Raw genomic sequence first — 26819 nt, forward strand, 5'->3', positions numbered from 1 at the left:
ATCCGTCTTGTAACGGATGAACCAACACATTCAACTCAATACCATGTCAATGTGCTGTAATACAGTCAACAGATTCAACTTGAAGGAGTATATGAAATGAACTTATTTTTAGCAGTTGCGACCAGTGCGGGTGAACGTTTTCCGACGGCGTTTACGGCAGTCTATGTCGTTGGATTTATAGCGGCTGTCACAATTGGCTCGGTTGCCTGGTACAACGCCAAGCGCCCTGTTGGTTGGGAAAGCAAAGAACGCCCTGATGCAGTTCCAGAAGTGAAAGATACTGAAAACCCAGGCGTTTAAATAGTTAGATAGTTGGCTCTTTACCAACTAAACGGGCGGGGATCGGAGTACTTATTCCAGCTTAGAGATCCAGCGCTGATATAGGCTGCGAATCGCTGCGACTACAGTATTGCTTGACTGGTCTCCGCTAGCATTGTGCGGATCAAGAGACTGCAACTCTGTGAGTAACTTGGCTTCTTCAATTTCAACAACGCCATCGCTGTAAATCAAGCCACTGACGGCTTCTATAAGCTGTTGACACTCTTCAGACGTGGGGCGATCGCCCAAATATTGCTTCACCCATTCGTAACATTCGCTAGGTTTTACCGAAGTGAATTCGTGCAGTAAGGGTTGGATTTCAGCGTCATCGGCAACACCTTTTTCGTGAGCAACACGGGTGAGGTATTCTCGTTCTTCGGGCTGGATTTGCCCATCAATCCAAGCAGTCCCAATCAAAATTTTGACTAAGTTTATAACGTTTTTATCGGTCATATTTTTTGTCTCTATAACTGTGTTTACCATACGCTAATAGGGGTGTGACTAGGAGAAGTATCAAGCTATTTGTCACATTTTTGTTCGGAATCAGAATATTACCGACTGAGTTGCGCCATAAAAAAGCCATCCATAGAATGTTGATGAGGCAAAACTTTTATCCATCCTGCTGGAGTCGCAAATTTAGACACGGGGAGATCGGTCGCTGTCCGCAATTTCCAATCTGGATGAGTCGTTAGAAAGTGTTGAATTTGAGTTTCATTTTCTGCTGGGTGTAGGGTGCAGGTGGCATAGACTAAGATGCCGCCAGGTTTGACCCACGTTGCCGCTTGATTCAGTAGCTCAGCTTGTAAAGTTGCTAAATCTTGAACGGTTGCAGGAGTTTGTCGCCAACGAGCATCGGCATGACGGTGGAGAGTGCCTAAGCCCGAACAGGGCGCATCCACTAACACTCGATCTGCTTGCATTAAGGGCTTCAGGGTGCGGCTATCGGCAGTTTCAATTTGAATCGATCGCAGCCCTAAGCGATCGCAGTTTTGCTTGACTTTTTTTAAGCGAGACGCAGTTTTATCATAGGCATACACCACTCCGCGATCGCCCATTAACTCTGCTAGATGAGTCGTTTTTCCGCCGGGAGCCGCACAGGCATCAATCACGGTTTCGCCCGGTTGTGGGTTAACACAATGGCTCACCAATTGCGCGCTCCAATCCTGCACCATCCACCAACCTTCTTCAAAGCCGGGTAGATTGCGAATGGCACCAGCATGATTGACGAGGCGGAGTGCTTGCGGTAAAACGGGCGATCGCTCGACTAACACTCCCGCTGCCTGCATTGCCACTGCCACTTGCTCAACAGAAGCTCTTAAAATATTGACCCGTAAATCAATCCGGGGTGGCTGATTCATCCAATTACAAAGCTTTTCGGTATCTTCTAGCCCAAATTGCGATCGCCATACTTCCACAATCCAGTCGGGATAGCTGTGCAGAATGGCTAAGCGCTGAATGGAATCAGTAGGAAGCTGGAGTGGGTCAGATGCCGAAAACGGATCAGATGCAGAAAGCCGAATATATTGCCGCAATATGCCATTGACCACCCCTGAAAGCCCAGCGAACCCGTTATTTTTTGCAAGTTCTACGGTGGTGTTAACGGCTGCGGACGGTGGAACGTGAGTCAGGTATCGGAGTTGGTAAAGCCCTAGGTGAAGAATTAAGCGTAAGTTAGGGGGTTGGCGATCGCTGTTTTTTGTTCCCAGTTGATCAATTAGCGCATCTAGAGTCCGCTGCCGTCGCACACTTCCATAAACCAGTTCCGTCGTTAACCGTTTATCCAGGTCGCTCAAATCTTGGTGCAAGGTTTTGGCTAGCACATCATCAGCAAAGCCACCATGTGCGATCGCCTGTAGTGCCAAAAATGCTTGCTGGCGTGGATCTTGAGACACTAGCGAGGGGGACGACGACGCTGGAGGAACTCAGGAATATCTAACCCCGGCATCGACGGTTTTGTCCTAGATTCCGGCATGGCAGCAGGTGGAACAGCAGGCGAACTCATCGGGCGTTTCAGTGCAGAAGGTTTAGCAGCCTGGGTCTGTTTCACTGGAGGTTCTCCGGTGAATCCAGTGGCAATCACCGTAATCCGCAGTTCCCCTTGAAGCCGTTCATCAATCACCGCACCAAAAATAATATTTGCATTGGGATCAACCACTTCGTAAATAATTTCAGCCGCTGCGTTGACTTCGTGTAACGTCAAGTCAGTGCCACCCGTGATATTAAAGACCACTCCACGGGCACCGTCAATTGAAGACTCTAGCAACGGTGAGGAAATCGATGCCATTGCCGCTTCTCTTGCCCTAGATTTGCCCGTGCCTACGCCAATCCCCATTAATGCCGATCCCGCATCTGCCATTACGGCTCGCACATCGGCAAAGTCAACGTTAACCAATCCAGGAATCGTGATGATGTCTGAAATTCCTTGAACCCCTTGCCTAAGAATGTCATCTGCGGTGCGAAACGCCTCTTGTACGGGAGTTTGCTCAGAAATAACGGTCAGAAGTTTATCATTTGGAATGATGATTAAGGTATCTACTCGGCTTTGAAGAGCCGCAATTCCTTCCTCTGCTTGACTGGTGCGACGGCGACCTTCAAAGGTGAAGGGGCGGGTGACTACGCCGACGGTTAAGGCTCCTAGTTCTTTGGCAATTTCAGCGACGACGGGGGCGGCTCCGGTTCCTGTGCCGCCGCCCATGCCAGCCGTAATAAACACCAAGTCAGAATTTTCAAGCGCTGCGGCTATTTCATCTCGCGATTCTTCGGCTGCTTTTTGCCCGATCGCTGGGTTCCCACCTGCGCCTAACCCTCGTGTGAGTTTTTGCCCAACTTGCAAACATTTTGCAGCCGATGATTGCACTAATGCTTGAGAATCAGTGTTAATCGTCCAAAACTCAACTCCGACGACCTCACTCGCAATCATCCGGTTGACTGCGTTGCCGCCACCGCCACCTACTCCAATCACTTTAATCTTTGCCACGCTACCCGGCACAATGTCATTACTCCGATGATCGTCTCTGGACAACCCTTTTGCATCATTAGATTGGTTCATATGATTACCGGAGTTGGTGAATGGGCTGGAAGGAGCGATCGCCTGTAAAAAGTTGGGCGGTCCTTCCGGAGTAGGGGTGTTTCCGTGGGCATTTTCTAAGCCGTTGTTGAGTGTCATTGGAATAGAAGGCAATTTAACAAGAAAATTAAATGTTTGAGTGAATTACATTCAAAAAATCTTTCAGGTCTGAATGACTTTGATCAACTATAGAGGAACTTGTTTGAAAAACCAATCTTGTTAAGGAGCTTATGATAGCGTGAAATGTCTACGTTGCTTCAGTTGATTAAATCGCTTGGCAACAAGTTATGCTCATTTTCTTGACTTGAATTAAGGGCTGTCTGGTTTGACAGAACCTTTTGATTCAGAGGTTTGAATAAACGGTGAGTTTGGGTTTCTCAAATCAATATAGGCAACCTGATTCAAACTAACTTGATTAGGAAGTTTACGCATTCGGTCGAGGGCTTTAATTTGCTCAGGAAACTGCGTGCCATAAGGACCTAGATGGATCGTCCCTAGTTCAGTTTGCAGAACTAAATTGGCTGGATTTTGAAAGTCAACTTCGGTAATTTTAATTGGACTTCGACTAATTTCCCGGTATAGGGTAGACCAGTTACGGCGATAGTACTCTGGGTTCCCAATTACTTTGAGGCTGGGTAGCTTAATGGACTGTTGAATGAAAGTATAGTTTTCTAGAGGCAACCGCATTCCATTTTCGTCTAACAATCCAATTTTGGCGGCAGTTTCTTTGCTTTTAATGGAATTTTGCGACAACAGTTGAATATCGCTAGAGTTGGCTAGAACGATCGCGACGGGATAGCGTTCTACAACGCGAACGGTCAAACTGGGTGGAAAGAGTTGCCGATTAACGACTACATCTGAAATGGGGGCTTTTGCTTTTAACTCTTTTGCGATCGCTTCGGGTTTTAACTGCAATATGGATTGAGGATATCGAATAGGAACCAGCGATCGCAAAGACTGGGATGGAATTAATCGATTGCCTTCCACTTTAATTTGCTCAGGCTTGCGAATTAACCAAATGGGCAGCGTTGTCACCCAAACTAGGCTTCCTGCCAATGCTGCAACCGTTAATCCACGCCACATCGTCTGAAACAGGCGAACACGACGCTGCCGACGGAGCCGTTGCCGCCGTTGGATCAAATCTACTTGGGAGGGAGACGTAAAATTTCCAGCCATCCAACTCAATTACCTAGGGCTACTGGTTAGGAACTCGCCTTTCAACATAGCCGAATTTTGCAAACCTATAGAACAAACTTACGATGGTTTTGGGTTCTCTGCTGCTAAAGAGTATCTCAAATGGGTAAACAAAACTAATTAAGAACCGTTACAGGATCGCGATCGCTTCTCAGAATTTCTTTCATCCGGCTAACTCTTGTAACTGATTGGCAACCCGTTCTCCAAATTCAGGATCGGTGTTAGCGAGTCCTAACAGTTGCAAATATTCTTGACGAGTTAAGCCTGCCGTTTCAATGATCGCCAATGCTTCGGCTTCAATCTCCTGCTCTAGACGGTGTGATTCTGCACTGCCTTCTAGACTTTGTAAATCTCCTTCACGGCGCTCTATTAATTTGACGACTTGCAGACAGGCTCGAACAAATTGATTCACTTTTTCAGAGGGAATATTGCCCGGATCAAGATTAGGGCGAGTGATGGGCGGTTGCTCAAAGAAGCGCTCAGGTAGCTGAGGAAGAGCGGCTGCAAATCCATTAGAACTGAAGAATATGCCGCTGGAGATCGCCAGCAGCACCCCATAGAAAAACACTTTCAGCGATCGGCGAACGGCTTGCCACATGAGATTACTTGCCACATGAGAAATTAAATGGGTTGAAAGGTACGGGATTGGGGGACAGAGTTTAGGATAAAGCGAAATTTAGGTTAGGTCAGAACTACGGTTGTTTGCGGTGTGTTTGCCTCCACAAGTTGAGGGCGCAGCACCAAATAAATCACGGCTCCAAATAGTGGAATGAGCGCGATCGCCCAGAAAATGAGGGAATCAGTTAAGCCGCGCCGTGCCATATCGTCTCCTAGCAGGGTGGGAAACAGGAGACACAGCAAACAAAAATCCAGGCTCATGACATGGATAAAGCGGCTAGTGTGCCACTGAGCTACAAAGTCCTGCCAGTCTCCTTGCGTGATGCCGTAGGTGACTAAGCCAATCGCGGCGATCGCCACGCCAATTCCCAACAACCGAGAATCAAGCAACTTAATCAGCCAAGTTTTTTTACCCACAAACAACGGGTTAGGCTGACGCAACGCCAAATAGGGCAACAGAGCAAACGCACCTACCGCGAAAGAAGCCGCTGAAAATGCCCAAGCAGAGAGCCGTTGCCCTCGTCCATCGGCATAGAGAAGGCAGGCATAGATCACAGGCAGCACACCCATAATGTTAAACAGCGCCACAATCAAGGGATTAAGTCCCTCAACCTGTGCGGTAGAGAGACGCTTAATCAAGTCTAAAGTATCGGGTTGATCTGGTGGGGCAAAGCCAAAGGCATAGACCACAAAGCCAAGCCAAAGTAATCCCAAGGCAATTGTTCTAAAGATAGGCTGGTTCATAGAAAAGGGGCTAAGGGAAATCAGCTAGGAGTTACAACAACTTGCTGCCAAGTCGAAAGGTTGATTTAATGCAAAATATATGAATACCTGTTCATGTGTTATGATTAAATCACTAAATTATGAGGCTATTTTAAGATGACAACCGTTACTCAAATGAAATGCGCTTGCGAATCCTGCTTGTGTATTGTGACTCCTGGCTCTAGCACCGTTGAGAAAGATAGTAAGTTTTATTGCAGCCAAGCTTGCGCCGATGGACATAAAGATGGTCCAGGGTGTGGTCATACTGGCTGCGGATGCTAAAAACAGGGAGTTAGGAATAGTTAATATGCTCCTAGCTCCCTATCCCTAACTCTTTTTTTACAAACTTGCCATCACTTCTTGGGCTGCTGCCAGCGTTTGATCAACATCGGCATCCGTATGAGCTAAGGAAGTAAATCCTGCTTCAAATTGAGAGGGAGCAAGGTAAACGCCTTGCTGTAACATGCCTCGATGGAAACGACTGAATTTACTCACGTCAGATTTTTTGGCATCTTCAAAGTTATGGACGGATTCTGGGTTGAAGAAGAAGCCAAACATACCGCTAATTTGTCCACCAGAGGCGGCATGTCCTGTTTTTTTGGCAACTTGCAGCAGTCCTTCAGTGAGGCGCTTAGTAATGCGATCGAGTTGCTCATAAGTACCCGGTTGGCGCAGCAATTCCAAAGTCTTGATCCCTGCCGTCATTGCTAATGGGTTTCCCGAAAGGGTTCCTGCTTGATACATGGGACCTGCGGGTGCCACCATCTCCATGATGTCGCGCCGTCCACCGTAGGCACCAACGGGCAAACCGCCGCCAATGATTTTCCCTAGAGTGGTTAAATCTGGCGTGATGCCAAATTTTTCTTGAGCGCCGCCATAGGCAATCCGAAAGCCCGTCATCACTTCATCGAACACTAGCAGCGCCCCATTTTCGCGGGTTAGCTCACGCAACCCTGCCAAAAAGCCGCCGTCGGGTACGATAAATCCGGCGTTGCCCACCACAGGCTCTAGAATAACGCCAGCGATTTCACCTGGATTTGCATCGAATAGAGCTTTGACGGCTTCTAGATTATTGAAAGGTGCCGTCAGCGTGTTGTTTGTAGTCGATTTAGGCACTCCCGGAGAATCGGGTAAACCGAGAGTGGCAACACCAGATCCCGCTTTAACCAGGAACATGTCGGCGTGTCCGTGGTAGCAGCCTTCAAATTTGATCAGTTTGTCTCGTCCGGTGAAGGCGCGCATCAATCGCAAAACTGACATGCAGGCTTCGGTGCCGGAATTGACAAAGCGTACCATTTCAATGCTGGGAACGGCATCAATCACCATTTCTGCTAGCACGTTTTCTAGGCGGCAGGGTGCCCCAAAGCTGGTGCCTTTTTGAGCCGCTTCACAAATGGCGTTGATCACGTCGGGATGGGCATGTCCGCAAATGGCGGGTCCCCAAGTGCCAATATAGTCAATGTAGCGGTTGCCATCTACATCCCAAGCATAGGCACCTTGGACGCGATCGAACACAATAGGCTGTCCACCCACAGATTTAAATGCTCTCACGGGAGAACTGACTCCACCGGGCATTAGTTTTTGGGCAGCCGCAAAAATTTCGTCTGATTTGGTTGTCTTAAATGAACTTGTAATCAATGGTGACTCCTTGGGGGACTACATCAATGTCCCATTTACTTATTGTGTAACGAGACTTGTTTTGTTGGAAGACTTTTCAATCTAAAGATACAGGTAGACTCAACTCAACTAGATTATTATTTGGCAATCTAGTTAACTGGAGGACTCAAAGATGCCTTATAAAACTAATTACGACTTGCCTTCTCACATTCGTGATCCCTTGTCTGAGGCAGCCCAACGGTTCTATCGCATTGCGTTCAACTCGGCAATTCAATGGTATGGGGAAGAAGAGCAAGCACACCGAATCGCTTCAAGTGCAGTTAGGAGTCAGTCGGCTAGTTTGAATAGCGCGATCGAGTGAGTCCTTTGGAAACGCTCTACAGAAATCATTGTAGGGCGTGGCTATAGCCTGGTTTGATAATTAGCGCTTCTGTGATCGCACTTCGCAGACTTTCATGGGAACCGACATGATAAAAGTGCTGCTGGGTTCGGGTATCTAAGTTTGACCAAGACTGTTGGATATGATCGTTTTGCCGATGACGATTCTCAAGCCACATGGATACGGCGAATCCACAGGGTAATTGTTGGGCGATCGCGGCAAGTTTTTCTGCGTCTTCTAGGTTCCATTGGTTGTGATAGTCGGCATGACGACCAATGTAAGGCGGATCGAGGTATACATAATCATCTGGCTTGGCAGCTTGGAGCGTTTTTTGCCAGTCGGCTACGCAAAATTTCCAGTCTTTGCCCACCATGCATTGGGCAACCCAATCAACTTGGTTAGAAATTTTGGTAATGTAGCTTTGAGAAAATCGCTGGGGTTTGTGGCAAAAAGGCACGTTGAATTTTCCTTTGCGGTTAAACCGCATCAACCCATTGAAACAAGCCCGATTGAGAAACAAGAAGTCTAATGGGGATGGGGTTTGGTTAAAGCGATCGCGCACTTGGTAGTAATAGTCTGCGCCTTGTTGCCGTAATGTTTCGCCTTCTTGAGCTAAAAATGTTTGCACCGATGGGCGATTGATGGTGCCCTGCTGTATCGCTTGATAAAATCCAATGATGTGAGGATTGGTATCTGCAAGTATTGCTCGATAGGGGAGCCGATTGAAGGCGACTACTCCCGATCCTAAAAAGGGTTCAATCCACCTTGCCTCAGGTGTTTCTTGCCAAACAATTTGGCTCAAAATGAAAGGCACTAATTTTGTCTTAATTCCCTGGCATTTGATCGGGGGAACGCCAATGCGGGGAAGTTGGGGCGAGGCAGAAGGCATAGATAAAAGTGAAGAGGTCGATGGGATGATGGGAAGGTAAAAGGGATGAACGAGGATGAGTAGAAAAAATGGGCAATCAAGAGATTCCGGTTGAAGCCATTAAATACGACGATCGCGGTTTAGTTCCGGCAATTGTGCAGGACTATCTCGATGGCACTGTGCTGATGATGGCATGGATGAACCAGGAGTCATTGCAAAAGACGATTGAAACGAGCGAAACCTGGTTTTGGAGTCGATCGCGTCAGGAACTTTGGCACAAGGGCGAAACATCAGGACATTTGCAGCTTGTAAAATCGTTGCGTTATGACTGCGACAGCGATTGCTTGCTAATTACCGTGGAGCAGATTGGAGATAGTGCCTGCCACACGGGTGAACGAAGCTGCTTTCATCGCGTGAATAGCCATGTGGAGGCACCGCTGGCGGATACGCTGTCTCAGGTGTATGCGGTGGTGCGCGATCGCCGCGATCATCCTAATGACACGTCTTATACCTGCAAGCTGTTTGCGGGGGGCGACAACAAAATTCTCAAAAAAATTGGTGAAGAATCCGCTGAGGTAGTGATGGCGTGTAAGGATGATGATCCGGCTGCCAATGATGCCGTGACGCAATCGGCGATCGCGGGTGAAGTTGCCGATTTGTTCTATCACACGCTGGTTGCCTTAGCCCACCACAACGTTGATCTCAAAGCCGTCTATCGTAAGCTGCAAGAGCGTCGAAGTTAGGCTACTCTTTGCACTACAAAGCTAATTTAATACGGGACTGGAATCATTTTTTTCCAGGTTGCAATCTGGGCTTGGGCTTCTGAATAAACAGATGTGTTGGAAGGAATCCGCTGGGCGATCGCGATCGCGGCGGCAGGGTTGCTCATTGCCTGCTGCTGGGCAAGCTGCAAGAGTTGCAGACTCCAATCGTTGACGGCGGCGGTGGCTTCAGAGCGCAGGGCAGCAGGGCGAGCAATTTGATTAGCCAGTTGAATGGCATTGGCGAAGCTGGCAGGAAGCCCAACGCTGGCTATCTGCCGAGCATCTTGCAGGGTTCGTTGCGCTTGGGCGAGATCACTTTGTGCTTGGGCTTGGTCAGCGTCTGCTTGAATCTGTCTACGCCAGGGTGCCGCCGCCGCCTGCGCTTCGCCATAGAGCGATCGCCCAGATCGAATTTGGTCAGCGATTTTAATGGCAGTTTGCAGATTTCCAGCCTCTGCATAGGCACGAGCTTGATCGAGATAAGGCTGATCTTGAATCTGCTGAACTTGGCTCGTCCACTGCTGAATTTTGCTCTGGGCTTCTTTGGAAAGGGCACGTCCCGATGAGATTGGGTTTGCCTGGTTAATCGCGGCTTGCAGGGAAGCCACATCTCCAGGCAGGGCAAGCTGGTCTGCTTGATCGAGAATGGGGCGATCTTGGGAGATTTGAACTTCGGACTGCCAGGATTGAATTTGAGTTTGCGCTTCTCGATAGCGGGGATTGGCAGGAGAAATTAGCGAGGCGGCGGCGATCGCGGCCTCCAAACTTCCCCCCCTCGCTTCCACCAGTAGACGGGCACGCTCAAGCTGAGCCAATCCAGTAATGCTGTACTGCCAGCGAGTAATCCACTGCTGGGCTTTTTTGTAAAGTGGGCGGTTAGGCTGAATGCGCTGTGCTTGGCTGATGGCCGTTTCCAGGTTGACAACGGTATCTTGCCACGCCTGAGACTGGGCATTTGCCAAAATGGTAAAGTCCTTTACTTCTTCTTCTAGCTTGGCGTTTTCAGGAATTTTGTTGGCGATCGCGATCGCTTCCTGCAAATTACGTCGCTCCAGCGTCTCTTCTGCAAGCGCTAACATTTTGCGCCCAAACCCTTTAATTTTTGATTGAGCTAGCGGATAAATATAGCTATCTGGGCGAATTTGCTCTGCTAGCTTGATGGCTTCTAGCAAGTTTGCCAAGCCGCCATCATCTGCCAAGCGTTCTGCTTCATAGAGCTTGTTGCCATCAATTCGAGCCGTATTGATCCGATTGGTCAACTCATCATATTTTGTGGTTTGCCAATAGCGATTATCCAGGTTCAATAGATCGATCGCAAACTGAAAAGCTTGTCGCCACTGTCGCTTTTTCATCGCGGCTTCAGCATTTTGATAGGATTTTTCTGCTTTTGCCCAAATTGTTTCCCAGCGCTTTACTCGTTCCTCAACTAGCTTATGAGCCGTCACACGAGCCGGAATTTTTCGAGCCGCATCAATCGCCTCTTGTAGCTTTCCTTGTTGAAATAAGTCTTCTGCAAGCTTCAGCACTTCTTGCGACCACAATTCCACCAGTCGATTTGCCTCCCCGCGCATAGCATGATCAGCAGGCAAGCCATCCACCAAGACGATCGCTTCTAGCAAATCATTCGCCGTTTGCTTACTCGCCGCAATTCGGGCACATTCAAACCGCATGGAGGCAGAGGCAAGCGGCCAAAACACCGCTGGGCAGTTGGGCAATCCTGGCAGTTGAAAAATATAGGCTAATGCCAATGCCGCCGAGCCACCGCAGACAATAAAGCTGACAGCCAGCAACGTTTTCCAGTTCAACAGTCGCCGTCGCCAGCGATCGCCAAATTGCCGCAATTGGTTTCCTTGAGGTTGCTTATCCTGAGAAACAGGAGTCTCATTGAAAGAAGGGATCTGCCGCAGATCGTCACGGTGTTGCGAGGCTGGCGATCGCGGTCGCACCTGAGTTGCCTTCCCGGTTCTAGCTGGGGGTTTGACCGCCTGTGAAACTGGGCGATCGCGAGTCATCGAAACAGGCTGTGAAACGGGCGGAGGAACCGCTCCTGCACGTTTGGGAGCTAGAGGCGGGATGCCTTGTCCAGCAGCCCGTGGCTCTCCCTGCCAATCCTCTTTGGGGATAGGAGACTGCCGCGCTGGCTTTTGCTCTGGATTTCCTCGTTCTCTAGCCATAAATCATAGGAAGGAGCCATCCTCGGACTCTGCTGCAATTCACACCGTTGACATCCTACTCTCCAACCTGCAAAAAGACAAAGCGATCGTAGTTGGATTGATTCAGAAGCTTAGTGTTGGCAATAGTACTCAATTCGCGAGGAAATGACTACAAATTCGGTGGAGTACTGTTTTTTTTACATTAGAAACGGTCGTGAATCAGCTTTACGAAACTAACTTTTTTCTCTTAAGGTAGGCTGCTTTTCAGGCTTATGATAAAAGTCGAACTTAAAACGAGATCACTTGAAGGCTCAACAGCGAAACGCTAAGGCATAGACAATGCGTTCATTCCTAAATTTTTCCTGGCTACTAAAAATGAGTGGATTAGCTGGCACGGTGATGACTATTGCGATCGCGGTAGTGATCCCAATGGGACTTTTTTCAATCACTGAAATTACCCACGCTCAGCCAGCACTGCCTCCGAAAACTGCCGCTGACCAGCTTTATGAACAAGCGCGACAGCAGTATCAATTGAAGCAATTTACCGCTGCATTGGATTCGGCTCAGGCAGCCTTAGCCCTCTATCGAGAGTTGAACGATCGCCCCAGTATGGCGCAAACGCTGAATTTTCTAGGCAATGTTTTGATTCAGCAGAAAGATTCAGTCAAAGCGATCGCGGCTTATCAGCAAAGTTTGCAAATTGCCAAGGAAATCCGCGATCGCCGTAGCGAAGGCAATACCCTAAATAACTTGGGAGCCATCTACTATCGTCAGGGCAATTATCCTAGGGCGATTGAAGTAATGGAGCAGGATTTGGCGATCGCGCGAGAATTGAAAAACCGTCCGAGTGAGCGAGAAGCACTCACCAATTTGGGCTTGGCATACCGGGCATCGGGCTATCCTGCGAAAGCTGTTGCCTATGAACTGCAAAGTCTAGCACTGGCACGAGCGTTAAACGAACTCTCTTCGGTGGCAGCACCCATGCAGGCAGGGCTAGAGTTTGCAGGTTCCCAAACTCGCAACGTGGGCACCGTTGCTGAAGGCTTTCGCGCCTGGTTTGTGTCTCCCACCCTGCCGCCTGCCCCCAATCTACGGGTGATCATTCGCAATGTCACGGCTGGCATGAACCCAAAATCATTTCCTTACACCAATCGCACCTATGACAAAGGCTGGATCTCGGAAGAACTGACTTTAGATTTTGGCACTCAACACAACGGAGATGTTTTTGTGCTGGCAGACGGCAAAAATGACTTTACCTACGAGATTAAGCAGGGCGATCGCGTGTTGGAATCAGGTTCATTCAATGCCACTATCACCCGCCGCAAACCGCCGGCACTTCCCGAAATTCCTCCCCCCGGACCTCAGCCGTCGCTGGATGGAGATGGACGCGATCGCGCTGGTTCATTCAGATAATAGGCGATCGCCCTCCGTTGTAGGCTTACTCTGAAGCTGCTCAAATAGGGGTTGAACTACAATAATGCTAATTGAGACTAGCAATAAGATTATCAGGTGGTCACTGTTTCGTTTTGCCATTTGCCCATGAATTCAGATAGCGCAACTTTGTTTCAGCGAGGCATTGATTTATTTGAACTGCGAGATTGGGCAGACGCGATCGCCGTTTTAGATCAGGTGATTCAACAGCAGCCTAATCACGATGCCGCCTGGTGTTGCAAAGCCCTATGTCAAGGACATTTGCAGCAATTGGAAACTTCCCTTGCCAGTTTTGATCGGGCGTTAGAAATTAACCCGGACAACTTAAGAGCGTTGGAAAACAAAGGGATTTTGCTGGTGCAGATGGAGCGACCGACAGCGGCGATCGCGGCGCTTGAACGGTGGCTGCAACTCCAGCCGATGGATTACAAAGCCTGGAGTACCAAGGGCGATGCGTTGGTGCAACTGAAGCGATTTCAAGATGCGATCCACGCCTATGACTGTGCCCTAGAATTCAACCCCAACGACTTCAAAGCCTACTCCAATCGCGGCAATGCTTTTGTCGAGTTGGGGCGTTTTCATAGTGCCATCAGCAGCTTTGATAAAGCGCTAGCAATTCACCCCGATGAGCCGCAAATTTGGTTTGATCGGGCTTGTGCGCTGGATGTATCGGGCAAAAGAGACGAAGCGCTGGCAAGTTATGATCGGGCGATCGCCGCTAGTCCAGTGCATGTGTCTAGCTGGATCAATCGGGGCAATTTACTCGCCAAACAAGGGAAAGAAACCGAAGCGATCGCCAGTTACGATGAAGCAATTCAACTCGATCCACAATCCACCCAAGCGTGGAACAACCGGGGATTAGCGCTCCGGCGATCAGGACGGGCGAAAGACGCGATCTCGTCCTACGATCAGGCGATTGCCACCAATCCCACCAACTACGAAGCCTGGGATAATCGCGGCTATGCCCTCGCCCAAATCGGCAAAATTCGCGAGGCACACACTAGCATCGATCAAGCCCTAAAAGTCCAGCCCAACCACGCCAACGGCATTTATAACAAAGGCTACTGCTACGCCCTACAAGGCAAAACCACTTTAGCCGTAGACCACATTTCTAGAGCGATCGCGCTCAATCCCCAAAAATATCTGCCTGCCGCTGCCACTGACCCCGATTTAGAAATTTTACGCAGTAACAAACGATTTCAGGCTTTGATCAAAAATTATCGAAAGCTCCTTTGAGTAGTGTGGGAGAGCTAAACACCGGTGTTCTTAAATCGGCGAGATCGCCGCTTCTGGAAAAATTCGGCTCAGATCTAGTTGGGCATCCTCAAAACCAGGCAACGCGATCGACTGGTGGGGCAGCGAAATTTGTTTGCTGAGATAGCCAGAGTTGTCTTGAACCCTGCGATAGGGTTGGCTGTAACGTTCTAACTGGCGATCGCCCAAGTTCACAATCCAGTACTCCGCAATATCTGCCTCAGCATAAAGTGACAGTTTAGTAGTTTGGTCGTAGGTCAGGGTCGAGTCAGAAATTTCAATCACTAACAGAATGTCTTGCGGATACGGATGATGGGCTAGATAATCTTCATCTCTGCCGCGCGCAACAACGACATCGGGTTCCGGTTCACTCTGATTCGGTAAGGTAATTGGGTCTTGACCCCGGATGGCGGCTCGATCTCCAAGCAGGCGATCGAGTTGGCGACACAGAATCGCGCAGCAGACAGTGTGGGGTGTTCCTTTCGCAGCCATTTGAATCAGTTCTCCCCGAATTAGCTCAACGCGATCGCCTTCCTGCAAAAAACCGAGTTGGATGAGCCGATGATATTCGTCGATTGTGAACCGCTTGGGTGTTGCAACGTTCATAAATCCCTTCCATTGCTTGAGTTACGGTCGATGGTGCTTCGCGATGGTTACTCAATTCTAGAAGCGAAGAGGGTTATCTGCTTTGTTAGGCACTTATCCCATGAGTCCAGACAAATCATCCCTCAAGCGTCAAAGCGAAAATGGAAGTTCCGGCTAGTAACGGGATGATGTCATCGGCGGAAATGCCCAAACGCTTCAGCGATGAGAGTTGATCGAGCATGTCAATAAGGCTGAAAGTTTGCAGATGGAACCCTTGATCGGCAACGAATTGCTGGAAATGGTCTGAATTTTCAAAACTGTTATCCATTGTGGATCTGCCGGTGTTTTGGGCGATCGCCTGTAAAATCCGCTCTGTTGCTGGATTATAGTTTCGTAGCTGAATGCGTCGCTGTTTAGTAGTCAGATCGGGCGTAATCCACACTCCGCCGTATTGCTGCAACATTTGCCGCACATTGGCAAACACCTGCTGTTTTTCGGGCAAAGTTAGGTATTGCAGCAAGCCTTCACAGGCGATCGCGATCGGTTCGCCCGGACGCAAATACTCCGCATTCACTGGAAACTGGCTAGGGGTCGCCGTGACATCAATCGCGGCAAAGTGCAGATTTGGGCGAGGTTCAATCAGGCGATCGACCAGTGCCCGTTTTTGCTCAATCATTAATGGCAAATCACTTTCCACAAATGTAACCTCTGGGTTGCCCGACAGAACCATGCCCCGTGGCAGCAAACCTGATGCCAGTTCCACAATTTGCCGACAGTCAAACTTTGCTAACAACCCATTTGTCGCTTTGTATCGTGCCTCCATTACGGGCGCAAAATATTTCAAGTCTTCTATGCCGTTGGCTGCATACTGTTTAACCACCGACTGAGCATCCACCAATTCTGAAATGTCCAACCCATAGGGAATATCGCTAAATTGACGGGCATAGGTGACGAGTAAGGCAGTGGGACTGATTTTGTCGAAGGAAGTCATAGAGAGTTTTGAGTGCGGAGTTCAGAGTGCGGAGTTTTGAGTTCGGAGTGCGGAGTTTTCCCCTCACCTATTGCCTCTTACCTCTCGCTTCTTACCATTTAACCTTTTCTATTCCTTGCTTCTTTCAAAATCTTTGTTGCTACTTCTTCGGGGACGGGCATGACGGAAAGGCGATTGCCTGGGCGCACGAGCCACAGTTCATCGGGGGTGAAGGTTTGGCGCAGGGTGTCTAGGGTGAGCAGGGTGGGGAAGGTTTCGACAAATTCCACGATCGCGGTGTGCCAGCGGGGATTGTCTGGGGTGGATTTGGGGTCGTAATAGTTGCTTTCAGGGTCGAATTGAGTGGGATCAATCACCGGGGATTGGGTGATTTTCGCTAGACCGACAATGCCAAGCGCAATGGTATTGGAGTGGTAATAAAATGCCAGATCTCCCGGCTGCATGGATTTAAGAAAGTTGCGGGCCTGATAGTTTCGCACCCCATCCCAAATGGTTTCGCGATCGCGCTCCAAATCCGCAATGCCATACACATCCGGTTCAGATTTCAGTAGCCAGTAGTTCATGGGTCGTTTTGAGTTTTGATACGAATTAAAGTATCAGCCGATCCAGGTTTCATGCCAAGGTGCGCCTCCGGTTTCTAAGCCAGCCAGGGAACTGTTAGCTCGAATAATCAGGCGATCGCTTGCCCGATTCCACAGCGACAGAGAGAGTTCGCCGTGAGTAGTGTCTCGACAGGTGAAGACAAATCCTTGCTCAGTGGGAACGCGGACTAAAGTGGGCGATCGCGCCGTTTTTCCCGCCAGTTCCACCCGATATAAGTCATTTTCAGCCCACATCTGCCAATCGCCCCAAGGGGCAACCTGCCATTGCATTTTGGCATTCCAGGGGACAAATTCATAAAATCGCCCCTGATAATGAATCCCCACCATCGCCACTGACTCCATCCAAGTGAGCAATCGTCGCCGTCCGCCGCCTGCCGTCAACGCCAATTCTGGCTCTCCATCAAAGCTGTTGCACTGCATCCAAAACCATTTTTGCGGAAAGGCTCCCCCCCAATTTTTTTCGGCATAGGTAGGCGCATTGCAAAACTCGTAGCGCTGCCCGTTCCACTCCATCCAACCCGTAGCTAACCCGTGCGCCATCAAAATCTGCCAGCCCGGTTCAAAAATCGGCAACGATGCCAACCATCCTGCCGTTGATCGCTGCCGTTCACCCCGATTTCCCCAGCCATCGATTGGCTGCACCCGATAGCACCAGCGCGCCGTCTTCCCCGATGGTTCCTGCAAATAGCCCTGATGCAAAGTCGCCGTCACTTGATAGCCTTCGTGAATCACGCGATCGAACACCTCCGGCTGCAAAAATCCTGTTTCCTGTTCCCTGTTCCCTGTTCCCCAGTGCCCCAACGCTAAACTGTCTCGCTCTGCCCAAAATTCCTGCACCGCCGGAAATGTTCGACACAAATACTCTTCATCGGCACCTAAAATTTGAGCGACTCCGCCGCTGAGGGGGCTTTTGCCCTGGGGATCATCGATGGAATACATGAACGCGAACGTTTGGCGAACCTCTGGCAAAGTCAGCCGGAAGTACCAGCCTTCAAAAAAACGGCGATCGCTGCCATCCCAGTGATAACCGCTGTGGGGAGTTTGCCAAAAAACAGCCATAAACTATCAAAACCCTAGTGATGAACCGTAGTATGATGGAGACAAGAGGCATTTGCTTCTGGATACTATATTGGTTTGAATCTGTGGAACTTTCTTGTAAGAACGAGTACGCGATCCTTGCCCTAGTTGAATTAGCGGCTCACTATACCGCTGGTGAACCGCTGCAAATTCGTCAAATCGCGGCTCAGCAAAATATCCCCGATCGCTATTTAGAACAGCTTTTGGCGGCACTCCGACGGGGGGGCTTAGTGCGATCGCAGCGGGGCGCAAAAGGTGGGTATATCTTAGCGCGGGAACCTTGGAAAATTAACTTACTTGAAGTCATGAACTGCCTAGAAGGAGCGGATGCTCAAATGGCAGAAGACGATGAGCCAAAAACCGTCGAGAATACGGTCATTTGTGAAATTTGGCAGGAAGCCCATGCGGCTTCTGAAACGGTTCTCCAACGCTATACATTACAAGATATTTGTGAAAAGCGCGATGCTCGCCGCCAACTAGATATCATGTATTACATCTAGCCTGAACCGAATCTAGCCTCAACTAAGCCTTTAATTCATCAACTTTGTCCATCGCTACCTTGATCGAAAACTATGCGAATTGTTAACAATATTACCGATCTGATTGGTCACACGCCGCTTGTGCAACTCAACCGCATTCCTCAAGCCGAAGGATGTGTTGCCCAAATTGTTCTCAAGTTAGAAAGTATGAATCCGTCTGCCTCCGTTAAGGATCGGATTGGGATTAGCATGATCCACGCGGCAGAAAAGGAAGGATTGATTGCGCCTGGAAAAACAGTGTTAGTGGAACCCACCTCTGGAAATACCGGGATTGCGTTGGCAATGGCAGCAGCAGCCAAGGGCTATCGCTTAATTTTGACCATGCCTGAAACCATGAGTTCAGAGCGCAGGGCAATGCTGCGCGCCTATGGAGCCGAACTAGAACTGACTCCCGGCATTGAAGGGATGAGTGGCTGCATTGCGAGAGCGCAAAAAATTGTAGACAGTACGCCCAATGCTTATATGCTGCAACAGTTCCGCAACCCGGCAAATCCTCAAGTTCACCGGGAAACCACGGCAGTCGAGATTTGGGACGATACGGATGGACAGGTGGATATGATTGTGGCGGGAATTGGCACGGGTGGCACGATTACCGGAGTAGCCGAGGTGCTGAAACAGCGGAAGCCAGGATTTAAGGCGATCGCTGTAGAACCTGCCAACAGCCCTGTGCTATCCGGCGGTCGCCCTGGACCCCACAAAATCCAAGGGATTGGCGCAGGCTTTGTGCCCCCCGTGCTGAATGTGAATCTGATTGATGAAGTGATTACGGTATCGGATGACCAGGCGATCGCCTACGGTCGGCGGCTTGCCCGTGAAGAAGGCTTGCTTTCTGGCATCTCCAGCGGTGCTGCCCTTTACGCCGCCATCCAGGTTGCCCGTCGCCCTGAAAACGCCGGAAAACTGATTGTAGTCATCCAACCTAGCTTTGGTGAACGCTACCTCAGTACGCCCCTCTTTCAAGACCCAGAACTGATCTCCTCTCACTAAACTACTCTAAGCAAGGGCAATGAATGAATGAGAGAAGCAGAGAATACAATCAGGAGCCAGTCCCATGACCTTCTAGCTCAGTGAGACAGCGCAGCAACTCTTGCAAGATTGCCCCATTAGTCTGTCCACTAAATTTCTTTTCATAAAAACCTGCGACTTCTAACAAGATTCCGATAGGTAGTCTGAAAGAAGCGCCAGATAGCAGTAGGACTGGTTGAAAATGACCATCCCTGTTCTAATGATGTTCCATCCCTACAGCCGGCAGCGACCTTCTAGGTTGCATTCGCGTCGCTGCTGTCGCTTAGCTAAGACCGTTGCCATAGATCGACCTGTCAGGAACAGTCGGCGATCTGCCCAAAAGTCATACAAAGCGTCTGCCAGCCAGCCAATGATGGGCAACTTAGTAATAAAGTAAATCCAGCCCATCCCCAGCACTTCATACACGCGCCGAAACACTTCCACCTTTTGAACTACCGTATCATCCGGCAATACTGCGTGAATCCGCCCCATGGCAGTCTCAAAATCCACGCCGCCGTTCGCTTCTGCGGTGTAATCATCGGCAGCAATATCTACAAATGCCACCAATCCGCGACCCGCATCGCGTTTCTGCAAAAAATTTACTTCACGCATACACAACGGGCATTCACCGTCGTAAAGCAGCTTGATTTTCCAGTTTGACGAGCTATCCGCATCTGCTTGAGTAGCGTTAGTTGCGGAATGAATCGAAGTATTTGATAAAGCCATAGCTCGTTCCCAACCTGTTCTAAATGAAAGGCAAGCAAAAAACATGCCTGTATTTCAATAGTTTAAGAAATATAAACGACTCGCAACATATTTTTCGCAGCTTAATTCTAAAGAAAGCCTGTATATCTCCAAGTAATGCAGTACTCCTTAGTGAAGATTAGGTGCCAGGTTTCAGGTGCTAGTTTTCAGATTTAGACATACGTTACGCAAACGAGGAAGGCTATAGTCCTCTTTTTGCTAGGCTGAAGGGGCTGTCTTCGGCGTAATTTCCTGACCCCTGACCCCTGATTTCTAACCTGCCATGCACGATCACTACTTAGATTTAATTAACCGCATCATTGCCGCCACACTAAAAGGTGAGATTCGCTCGAAGGATCAGGTGTATGAGATGTTGCAGGCGGAGGTTAGCAGCGGCACGGGAGAACTGTTTGAGCGATGTTTGCAGGAACAGGTAGAAACAGTGCAGGCGCAGGTAAAGTCTAGTGACGAGTTGATTCAGGCAAAGGCAACGCGCAAACAACGAGCGTTGAAAACGATTCAAGGGGAGTGGGAGCGCTGGCAAAAGAATAATCAAACCAGTTCCGTGTTAACTAAAGTGGTGCAGGCGATCGCAACTCAACCACCAGAAGCACGGTTAAGTCAGCTTTTGGATGCGATCGACCCTAACCAGGCTCAAGTCCTAACCCGTGAACAAATCGGGCAACTTGCCGAACTGTTGCGACAGGCAGCAAATGCACCCGATGCTGGCAAGGAGATTGCAGACCTTGCCGCTGGACTTGATCAAGGGTTGAAAACTTGGCAAGAACTGGAAGTGAATGTGGTGAGTTGGATTTTTGACCAAAATCAGGGTTCCTTAGGGTTTGGCGGCTCTGAGCAGAGTGGACCTTGGAGCAGTTGGGCAAAGTCAGTGCGATCGCTGGGGTTAAAAGCCTTGTTTAATGATTTGGCGCAGCAACAAGCGGTGACCGCAGCGGGGGTGCCTTCGCCCCTGAGCGTTGCCGAGTGGGTTGAATGGGCGATCGCCTTGCAGCGGTTACAGTTGGGCTTGGTCGGTTGGTTTGATAAACAGCCCTATGATGCTATGGCGGGGAAACGATTGTCGATCGCTACTTTTCTGACCTTCACCGCCGTTTGGAGTCAGTTATCCCAACGGTTTAGCGAACTGAGCCAGCCGATTTTGGCGCAAGGCTGTTTCCAAATGGCGCTGCAATCCCTGTATTACTTCGCGCAGCAGCCCTATTACCCGCTGTATGGAGGCTTATTTGCGGCGTTGTCGGGCGAACCCCTGCAAACCACCCTGGATTACTTGGATCAGCCCTTGCGTCAGGTGCCCAATACTGCCAGCAAAGCCAGAATTTTGACGCTGTTGGGCTATTCGCAACGAGCATTGGGGCAAGTCGAGCAGGCGGTGAAGCTACACCAGCAAGCATTGGAAATTGCGCGAGAAGCGGGCGATCGCCCCTGTGAAATTGCCAACCTCAACCATCTCAGCCGCACTTGGGTAATGCAGAATGAGTACTCTGCGGCGATCGATACCAGCCAGCGGGCGCTGATTTTAGCACGGCAAACGGGCGATCGCTTAGGGGAAGCCAATGCCCTAACGAATTTGGGCAGTACGACCGTGGCGCAAGGGCAGGCAGAGGTGACTCTCGATGCCGATCAGTATGAACAGGTTTTGGAGTATTTACAGCGGGGATTGCGGCTATCTGAACAGGAAGGCGATGTGCCTAGTCAAGCGCTTTGCACGAATAGTTTGGGCATCGCTCAGGTAATGCTAGAGCAATATCCAGAGGCGATCGCGTCCTTGGAAAAGGGGATGCGGATTGCCCAAGCGATCGGCGATTTATCCCTCCAAGGCTTAAACTGCACCTATCTGGCAGAAGCCCATCGCGGGTTAGGCAACGCTGAACTAGCAGTTTATACCGGCTGTTTGGGGATGTATTTGCTGAATCAGATTGGCTCTCGCCAGTGGCGACAACCCGCCGGAATTCTTAGCATTCTAAACGGGCAAATGGGAACCGAGGCGTTTCAGGCAATTCTGACAAAATATCGTCCGCAGTTTTTGCAGATCATCGGCGTGGATGGCTTCGACTATCTGCCTAAATTACTCACTGAATACCGCTCCTCCTAAAAGCCTGTTTAAAGCACTCCCCCGTAGCTAAAGGTGATTAGCTTCAGATGGCTAGGGTCGGCAATTAGCTCTTTTGCCAATAAATATCCGGTCATTGTCCAGGTTTGATACTTCCGCGATTCTTTGCCAATCAATCGAGCATCGGGCGCGTCGTAATATTCAGGCCACTGATCATGAACTAAACGGCGTTCGGCAACCGCGATCGCGTGGTGTGCCAACTCTGCCCGATTCATTTTACGTGCGGCTGCCGTCAGCATCCACAGCAACACGGGCCAACTGCCGCCATTGTGATAAGACCAGGGGCGATTTTTGGGGTCTGCTCCCGTCACAATCCGCCAGTCGTCACCTTCTAGGGCTGGATAGCACAGCTTCATCGGCATATGGCTAACCAAATCGCTCCAGCGCAGTTCAATCACGTTTAAGATCTTGTGCGACTGTTCCTCATCTGCCAAAGAGGAAATAATTGCCATCAGGTTGCCGATCGCAAAAAAGCGGCAGTCTAGCTGAGAGGGACCCAAATTACCTGCTAAATAACCGCCTGCTTCGGGTAGCCATTCTGCTAGTTTGTAAAATGGAATCGAGTCAGAAAAAATATTAAATTGATTCAGCGCTCCTTCGCCATATTCTTCCACCCGATAGCGATAAATCTCATTCAATCGCTCCGTATCGAGCCAATAATTTTCTCGAAGTTGGGTTGTTAGGGGTTCTAATCGCGCGTGGACTGCTTGAATAATCCGCTGGTTAGATTGGTTCGGCAGCAATAGTTCTAAGCTGGCGCGCAGGGATACATAAAACAACGACTGAATATCGAGGGGATGCCCATATAGCCCCATGCGGCGATCGATCATGCTGGCAGCATCGGGCACCAACACCATCGGATACATATCAAATCGGGTCACGAGGCAAAGCTCCAAAATGACGCGAATGCCTTCTTGAAAATCCGATTGATGAACCAGTTCCATGTCTTCGGTGGCGATCGCATAGGCTCTCAGCAAAAAGATCCACCACAGGCAAGCATCCGCTGGCGCAACTCGTCCAATGGCATGATCGCCAAAATCTGCCCGGACATATTCGCGTCCGTTGATCGTCTCTATTTTAAAACTGGCTGGCATCAAGCCCCGGCTGGGTTTAGAGCAATCTAACTGTCCAGTTTTTGGCTGTAGCTTGAGAGTTTCTTCTAAAAAGTTGCGAACAATTTCTGGTTTTCCTTTGATCAGAAACAGCAACCCTGCCGAAATAAAATCTCGAATGAAGCACTGATCATAGTTCAATGCATCCGAATCGGGATCGAGGGCGGCAACGGTGCCAACGGGCTTGCCTTGATAGTAAATAATCGTTTTTTCAAGCGCTTCCCACGCTTGTTCTTCAATCGTTTGAACGCCCAATCCTTAGCCCTCGTGTTTATGACCACTACAGTTTTATCTCACTTAAGCCCCATGGTAGGGCGATCGCGAATCAGCAGCTAGCCATGTTAGATACCAACCAGTCTGAAGCTATCCGCATAGAAGCTTACCTTAGGTATTCCAAGCGAACCGAATAAAATTCGGAGATGTCTCAAATTACCTAATATCTGCACCTAATATCTGCCAGTGCTTAGCTGCGATTTAGTAACGCTTGGCGATGCGCTAAAACCTGGGTGGGTTCAATGCGAGTCATCACTTCATCTAACGGTAGCTTGCGTTTGGCTCCGCTAAAAACATTGACTTGATAAACTTCGCGGTTTGTGGTGTCTAAACCCGTCAGCCAACCGCTTTTGGGATGGTATGCTCCCGTATCAATATCTAACCAACCGCATCCTTGAGCTAATTCTCCTGGTTCTACTTTGGGTAGAGTGAACGTAATGGTGTGCCCTGTAATGATTAACTTATCGGCAAAGTAGGGTTTGGAACTGCTATGAAATTCATCTCGAATCCAACAAAATTCTTGAACGCTTTGGGATGCAATTGGCAGCAAGGGGTGAACCCCGGCATGAACTAGCCAAATATCTCCTAAATCTAGATAAGCCGGCAGGGTTTTAAACCAAGCAAGATGCTCTTGAAACAGTCTTCCGGTGTCGCCGTAGCTGGCGATCGTGGCTCGTCCACCGCTATATAACCAGGCTTGCAGCGCAGGGGCAAAGGGGCGACCGTTAGGATAGGCATCGATCATCAGTTGTTCATGGTTACCCAGTAAGCAAGTGTAGCGCTGCTGCTGCACTAGGCTAACAACGTCGGCGCTGTCGGGTCCTCGATCAATCAGGTCGCCTAAAAAGTAGACTTCATCTAAGGTGCCTGGCGCGATCGCTTCTAGAAGCGTCATCAGTCCTTGATAATGTCCATGAACGTCGCCTATGATTATTCGCCGATGACGAGCTTGGGGCATGCGATCGCCTTTTAACACCGTAACAGTACTACACCCGTTCGGCATCTGCTCTTTAACTTGCAAATACCGACGCTAGTGACATGGATCACTCTATTTTTATTATGCCCCCATTTCCCTTTCGACTCTCATAAAACGCTCAAACATTACAGTCAATCTCATCAACTTTACTGAGCCTTTACTGACGTAGAGCCTTTAAAATGCGTTCTAATCCTGCAAGCATACTTTGGGATCGAGAGGGTTGAACGCCGCTATTTTTCATGAAAATTTCATCCAATCGTTCCAAGCTGGGTTTCAGCGGCTCTTCTGCAATTAAGGTATAGTTTTCGTCTGTGTCACTGGTTGCGCCAGCCCATACTTGCCAAGTTGCAGGATAGCAGCGGAGCAACGCCGCCCCATCTAGTAGCTTGAGGAAGTAGCAAGGCTCAATTGTATTCAAAAAGCGTTCCCGGAGTTTACGGGCTGTATAGCCAATTCCGACAGTGCCCACATCTTCTAATCGAGGATTGAACAGCACAACCGGGCGATCGCCTGCGGCATTACAAAGCTCTTCTACCAGAAACACTTCCACAGAAGACGGTGCCACGAATAAAAAGGCTTCATCTTCGGGAGTCACCAACTCTTCCACGACCGAGGTTTGGCGCGCCCCAGCAATGTCAATACTTTGAATTGGATGGGGAACATCGCCCCAATCGCGACGGGCAAGGGCTGCTGCGCCAGCATCGGTGAAGAAAATCTTTAGCCCAGCGCCATAGTGGGCAAGGGCTGGAAGGAACTGATAGGCAGGCTGCATCGGTTTTAGTTCTGGAATTGCTAATTCCACCTGTAGCCGTGTGTAGCCTGCTGCCATTGCGGCTTGGGTTGCCGACTGCGCTTGGGCGATCGCGTCATCAAGAGTGGTAGGAAAATCAACCATCAATCGTGTTTATCTTTAAAGTGTTAATGACTGCACATCGGTTTCAATCAGCTTTGCCAAATCTTTCAAAAATGCGGCGGCGTTGGCACCATAAATAATCCGATGATCACAGGTCATATTCACCTGCATTTGCCGCTTCACACCCAGCAAACCGTCATCGGTAGCGACGACGGTGGGCAAGGATGCCCCGATCGCTAGAATGGCACCCATCCCCGGCGGCAAAATCGCATCAAACCGATCTACGCCAAACATCCCTAAGTTGGAAATCGCAATGGTGCCAGTGCTGTATTCATCCGGCTGAAGCTGTTTGGTTCTGGCGCGATCGACCAAATCTTTCCAAGTGCGAGAGAGGGAATATAAATCCATCTGATCGGCTTTTTGCAGCACAGGCGTAATCAGTCCACCATCTTCCATTGCCACGGCGATCGCCACATTGATTGCCGCTGGATAATTAATGCTTTGATTGACATAGTTAGCATTCACAACGGGATGTTTTTGCAAAGTAACTGCGACCGCCTTTGCCAATAACGCCGTCATTGTCACCCCTTTAGACTTCACCTGCTTGTAGAGCTTGTCTAAATTGTCGGTAGTGATTTTGTAGCTGACATGGAACGTGGGCACTTCTAGGCTGACCATCATGTTCCGCACCACGGCATTTTGCAGCGTGTTTAGGAGAACTTGCTGCCCTAAAACCACAGGTGCAGGAGCCGCAACCGGTTTTTTAGAAGCGACTGCCGCCACAGGCGCAGCTACAGCCGGAGCAGTCGTTACCACAGTCGGCGTAGCGGCAATTCCTCCGGCTGCTTCCACATCTTCAGCAATGATCCGTCCGTGAGGACCACTGCCTTTTAGGGTGGTTAAGTCAATCTTCAAATCTTTTGCCAATTTGCGGGCGCGAGGAGAAACGGTGAGACGACCATTGCCAGCACTGCCTCCATTGCTGGAAGAGGTTGCGACAGGCGTTGCTATTGCTGGAGCCGCTGATGTTGCTACGGGAACTTCCGGCTTTGCGGTGGCGGGTGCTTGCTGTTGGGCAGTGGCAATTTCGGCTTCGGTTTCAACCACTAGGGCGATCGCTGCACCCACGGGAGCCGTTTCACCTGCTGCCACTACAATCGCTGCTAAATAGCCCTCATAAAAAGACTCCACATCCATATCTGCTTTGTCTGACTCAACCACCACCACGGTTTCGCCTTTTTCCACCTTATCGCCAGGAGACTTGACCCACGCAACGATTTTTCCCTCCGTCATGGTGGAACTGAGAGCAGGCATGAACACTTCATTAATCATGGGGCACTTTCCAAAGCAAACAGTGTAAATAAAATCAACGCGATCGCCAGAAGACATTGTAATGGTTATCAGCTAAGGTTTTTGGTCTAAACCAATCAAGCTGAAAATAGGATTGATGCAACCATTGCAGTCCCATCAATTTTACAAGCATTCAGCAGTATAAAGTTCAGAGCC

27 protein-coding genes are annotated in these 26819 nt (G+C 49.5%); 9 read left to right on the plus strand and 18 right to left on the minus strand.

Annotated features, from left to right (window positions below; genetic code table 11):
- Positions 1 to 96 precede the first annotated feature (96 nt).
- Positions 97 to 300 (plus strand): photosystem II assembly protein Psb35, encoded by a 204-nt coding sequence (gene psb35, locus AC1S5B_RS14510; protein ID WP_482036380.1) that lies wholly within the window; start codon positions 97 to 99, stop codon positions 298 to 300.
- 51 nt (positions 301 to 351) lie between these two features.
- Here psb35 and AC1S5B_RS14515 read toward each other — a convergent pair whose 3' ends face one another.
- From AC1S5B_RS14515 to AC1S5B_RS14540, 6 genes are all read right to left on the minus strand, one after another.
- A complete protein-coding gene (locus AC1S5B_RS14515) occupies positions 352 to 801 on the minus strand; it encodes a tellurite resistance TerB family protein (RefSeq protein ID WP_482036381.1) in 450 nt (149 codons plus the stop codon).
- A gap of 68 nt (positions 802 to 869) precedes the next feature.
- A complete protein-coding gene (locus AC1S5B_RS14520) occupies positions 870 to 2210 on the minus strand; it encodes a 16S rRNA (cytosine(967)-C(5))-methyltransferase (protein WP_482036382.1) in 1341 nt (446 codons plus the stop codon).
- Positions 2210 to 3484, minus strand: coding sequence for a cell division protein FtsZ (gene ftsZ / locus AC1S5B_RS14525; protein WP_482036383.1), 1275 nt, complete (start codon positions 3482 to 3484; stop codon positions 2210 to 2212). Before ftsZ ends, AC1S5B_RS14520 begins: the two co-directional genes overlap by 1 nt.
- 210 nt (positions 3485 to 3694) lie before the next feature.
- Positions 3695 to 4561, minus strand: coding sequence for a cell division protein FtsQ/DivIB (locus AC1S5B_RS14530; protein ID WP_482036384.1), 867 nt, complete (start codon positions 4559 to 4561; stop codon positions 3695 to 3697).
- Positions 4562 to 4742: 181 nt separating this feature from the next.
- A complete protein-coding gene (locus tag AC1S5B_RS14535) occupies positions 4743 to 5192 on the minus strand; it encodes a DUF4168 domain-containing protein (RefSeq protein WP_482036385.1) in 450 nt (149 codons plus the stop codon).
- A 68-nt stretch (positions 5193 to 5260) separates the two neighbouring features.
- Positions 5261 to 5941, minus strand: coding sequence for a DUF2834 domain-containing protein (locus tag AC1S5B_RS14540; protein WP_482036386.1), 681 nt, complete (start codon positions 5939 to 5941; stop codon positions 5261 to 5263).
- A gap of 153 nt (positions 5942 to 6094) precedes the next feature.
- On the opposite strand from AC1S5B_RS14540, the gene AC1S5B_RS14545 reads away from it, so the two are divergent.
- Positions 6095 to 6241 (plus strand): metallothionein, encoded by a 147-nt coding sequence (locus AC1S5B_RS14545; RefSeq protein WP_482036622.1) that lies wholly within the window; start codon positions 6095 to 6097, stop codon positions 6239 to 6241.
- Positions 6242 to 6298: 57 nt separating this feature from the next.
- Here the strand turns inward: AC1S5B_RS14545 and hemL are convergent, their stop codons facing one another.
- Positions 6299 to 7597 carry a glutamate-1-semialdehyde 2,1-aminomutase gene (gene hemL, locus AC1S5B_RS14550; RefSeq protein ID WP_482036387.1) on the minus strand — a complete coding sequence of 433 codons (1299 nt, stop codon included), beginning with the start codon at positions 7595 to 7597 and terminating at the stop codon, positions 6299 to 6301.
- 151 nt (positions 7598 to 7748) lie between these two features.
- On the opposite strand from hemL, the gene AC1S5B_RS14555 reads away from it, so the two are divergent.
- Complete coding sequence (locus tag AC1S5B_RS14555) at positions 7749 to 7937, plus strand: ChaB family protein (RefSeq protein ID WP_482036388.1); 189 nt, start codon at positions 7749 to 7751, stop codon at positions 7935 to 7937.
- 25 nt (positions 7938 to 7962) lie between these two features.
- Here the strand turns inward: AC1S5B_RS14555 and AC1S5B_RS14560 are convergent, their stop codons facing one another.
- A complete protein-coding gene (locus AC1S5B_RS14560; RefSeq protein WP_482036389.1) occupies positions 7963 to 8844 on the minus strand; it encodes a DNA adenine methylase in 882 nt (293 codons plus the stop codon).
- Between the two features lie 68 nt (positions 8845 to 8912).
- Here AC1S5B_RS14560 and hisIE point away from each other — a divergent pair, with 68 nt between their 5' ends.
- Positions 8913 to 9566, plus strand: a complete 654-nt coding sequence (hisIE, locus tag AC1S5B_RS14565) for a bifunctional phosphoribosyl-AMP cyclohydrolase/phosphoribosyl-ATP diphosphatase HisIE (protein WP_482036390.1) — start codon at positions 8913 to 8915, stop codon at positions 9564 to 9566.
- Between the two features lie 26 nt (positions 9567 to 9592).
- On the opposite strand, the gene AC1S5B_RS14570 is transcribed toward hisIE, so the two are convergent.
- Positions 9593 to 11761 carry a hypothetical protein gene (locus tag AC1S5B_RS14570; RefSeq protein ID WP_482036391.1) on the minus strand — a complete coding sequence of 723 codons (2169 nt, stop codon included), beginning with the start codon at positions 11759 to 11761 and terminating at the stop codon, positions 9593 to 9595.
- Positions 11762 to 12115: 354 nt separating this feature from the next.
- Here AC1S5B_RS14570 and AC1S5B_RS14575 point away from each other — a divergent pair, with 354 nt between their 5' ends.
- Positions 12116 to 13153 carry a tetratricopeptide repeat protein gene (locus AC1S5B_RS14575; RefSeq protein ID WP_482036392.1) on the plus strand — a complete coding sequence of 346 codons (1038 nt, stop codon included), beginning with the start codon at positions 12116 to 12118 and terminating at the stop codon, positions 13151 to 13153.
- Positions 13154 to 13279: 126 nt separating this feature from the next.
- Entirely contained in the window at positions 13280 to 14407 is a 1128-nt protein-coding gene (locus AC1S5B_RS14580; protein ID WP_482036393.1) for a tetratricopeptide repeat protein, read from the plus strand.
- 30 nt (positions 14408 to 14437) lie between these two features.
- On the opposite strand, the gene AC1S5B_RS14585 is transcribed toward AC1S5B_RS14580, so the two are convergent.
- From AC1S5B_RS14585 to AC1S5B_RS14600, 4 genes are all read right to left on the minus strand, one after another.
- A complete protein-coding gene (locus tag AC1S5B_RS14585; RefSeq protein WP_482036394.1) occupies positions 14438 to 15031 on the minus strand; it encodes a Uma2 family endonuclease in 594 nt (197 codons plus the stop codon).
- A 115-nt stretch (positions 15032 to 15146) separates the two neighbouring features.
- Entirely contained in the window at positions 15147 to 16001 is an 855-nt protein-coding gene (locus tag AC1S5B_RS14590) for a class I SAM-dependent methyltransferase (RefSeq protein WP_482036395.1), read from the minus strand.
- A 98-nt stretch (positions 16002 to 16099) separates the two neighbouring features.
- Positions 16100 to 16564, minus strand: a complete 465-nt coding sequence (locus AC1S5B_RS14595) for an EVE domain-containing protein (RefSeq protein ID WP_482036396.1) — start codon at positions 16562 to 16564, stop codon at positions 16100 to 16102.
- A gap of 33 nt (positions 16565 to 16597) precedes the next feature.
- Positions 16598 to 17662 carry a tocopherol cyclase family protein gene (locus AC1S5B_RS14600; RefSeq protein WP_482036397.1) on the minus strand — a complete coding sequence of 355 codons (1065 nt, stop codon included), beginning with the start codon at positions 17660 to 17662 and terminating at the stop codon, positions 16598 to 16600.
- Between the two features lie 83 nt (positions 17663 to 17745).
- On the opposite strand from AC1S5B_RS14600, the gene AC1S5B_RS14605 reads away from it, so the two are divergent.
- Both AC1S5B_RS14605 and cysK read left to right on the plus strand, forming a co-directional pair.
- Positions 17746 to 18180: an RrF2 family transcriptional regulator gene (locus tag AC1S5B_RS14605; protein WP_482036398.1), complete on the plus strand. Its 435-nt coding sequence runs from the start codon at positions 17746 to 17748 to the stop codon at positions 18178 to 18180.
- 72 nt (positions 18181 to 18252) lie between these two features.
- Complete coding sequence (gene cysK, locus AC1S5B_RS14610) at positions 18253 to 19206, plus strand: cysteine synthase A (protein WP_482036399.1); 954 nt, start codon at positions 18253 to 18255, stop codon at positions 19204 to 19206.
- Between the two features lie 252 nt (positions 19207 to 19458).
- On the opposite strand, the gene AC1S5B_RS14615 is transcribed toward cysK, so the two are convergent.
- Entirely contained in the window at positions 19459 to 19950 is a 492-nt protein-coding gene (locus tag AC1S5B_RS14615) for a thiol-disulfide oxidoreductase DCC family protein (protein ID WP_482036400.1), read from the minus strand.
- A gap of 301 nt (positions 19951 to 20251) precedes the next feature.
- On the opposite strand from AC1S5B_RS14615, the gene AC1S5B_RS14620 reads away from it, so the two are divergent.
- A complete protein-coding gene (locus AC1S5B_RS14620) occupies positions 20252 to 22081 on the plus strand; it encodes a tetratricopeptide repeat protein (protein ID WP_482036401.1) in 1830 nt (609 codons plus the stop codon).
- A gap of 8 nt (positions 22082 to 22089) precedes the next feature.
- Here AC1S5B_RS14620 and AC1S5B_RS14625 read toward each other — a convergent pair whose 3' ends face one another.
- From AC1S5B_RS14625 to AC1S5B_RS14640, 4 genes are all read right to left on the minus strand, one after another.
- Positions 22090 to 23466: a glycoside hydrolase 100 family protein gene (locus tag AC1S5B_RS14625; protein WP_482036402.1), complete on the minus strand. Its 1377-nt coding sequence runs from the start codon at positions 23464 to 23466 to the stop codon at positions 22090 to 22092.
- Between the two features lie 208 nt (positions 23467 to 23674).
- Positions 23675 to 24487 (minus strand): metallophosphoesterase family protein, encoded by an 813-nt coding sequence (locus AC1S5B_RS14630; protein ID WP_482036403.1) that lies wholly within the window; start codon positions 24485 to 24487, stop codon positions 23675 to 23677.
- A 130-nt stretch (positions 24488 to 24617) separates the two neighbouring features.
- Positions 24618 to 25355: a DUF1995 family protein gene (locus AC1S5B_RS14635; RefSeq protein WP_482036404.1), complete on the minus strand. Its 738-nt coding sequence runs from the start codon at positions 25353 to 25355 to the stop codon at positions 24618 to 24620.
- 15 nt (positions 25356 to 25370) lie between these two features.
- Positions 25371 to 26645, minus strand: a complete 1275-nt coding sequence (locus tag AC1S5B_RS14640; RefSeq protein ID WP_482036405.1) for a dihydrolipoamide acetyltransferase family protein — start codon at positions 26643 to 26645, stop codon at positions 25371 to 25373.
- Between the last annotated feature and the right edge of the window lie 174 nt (positions 26646 to 26819).

It is taken from the genome of Leptolyngbya sp. CALU 1928 (assembly GCF_056784215.1).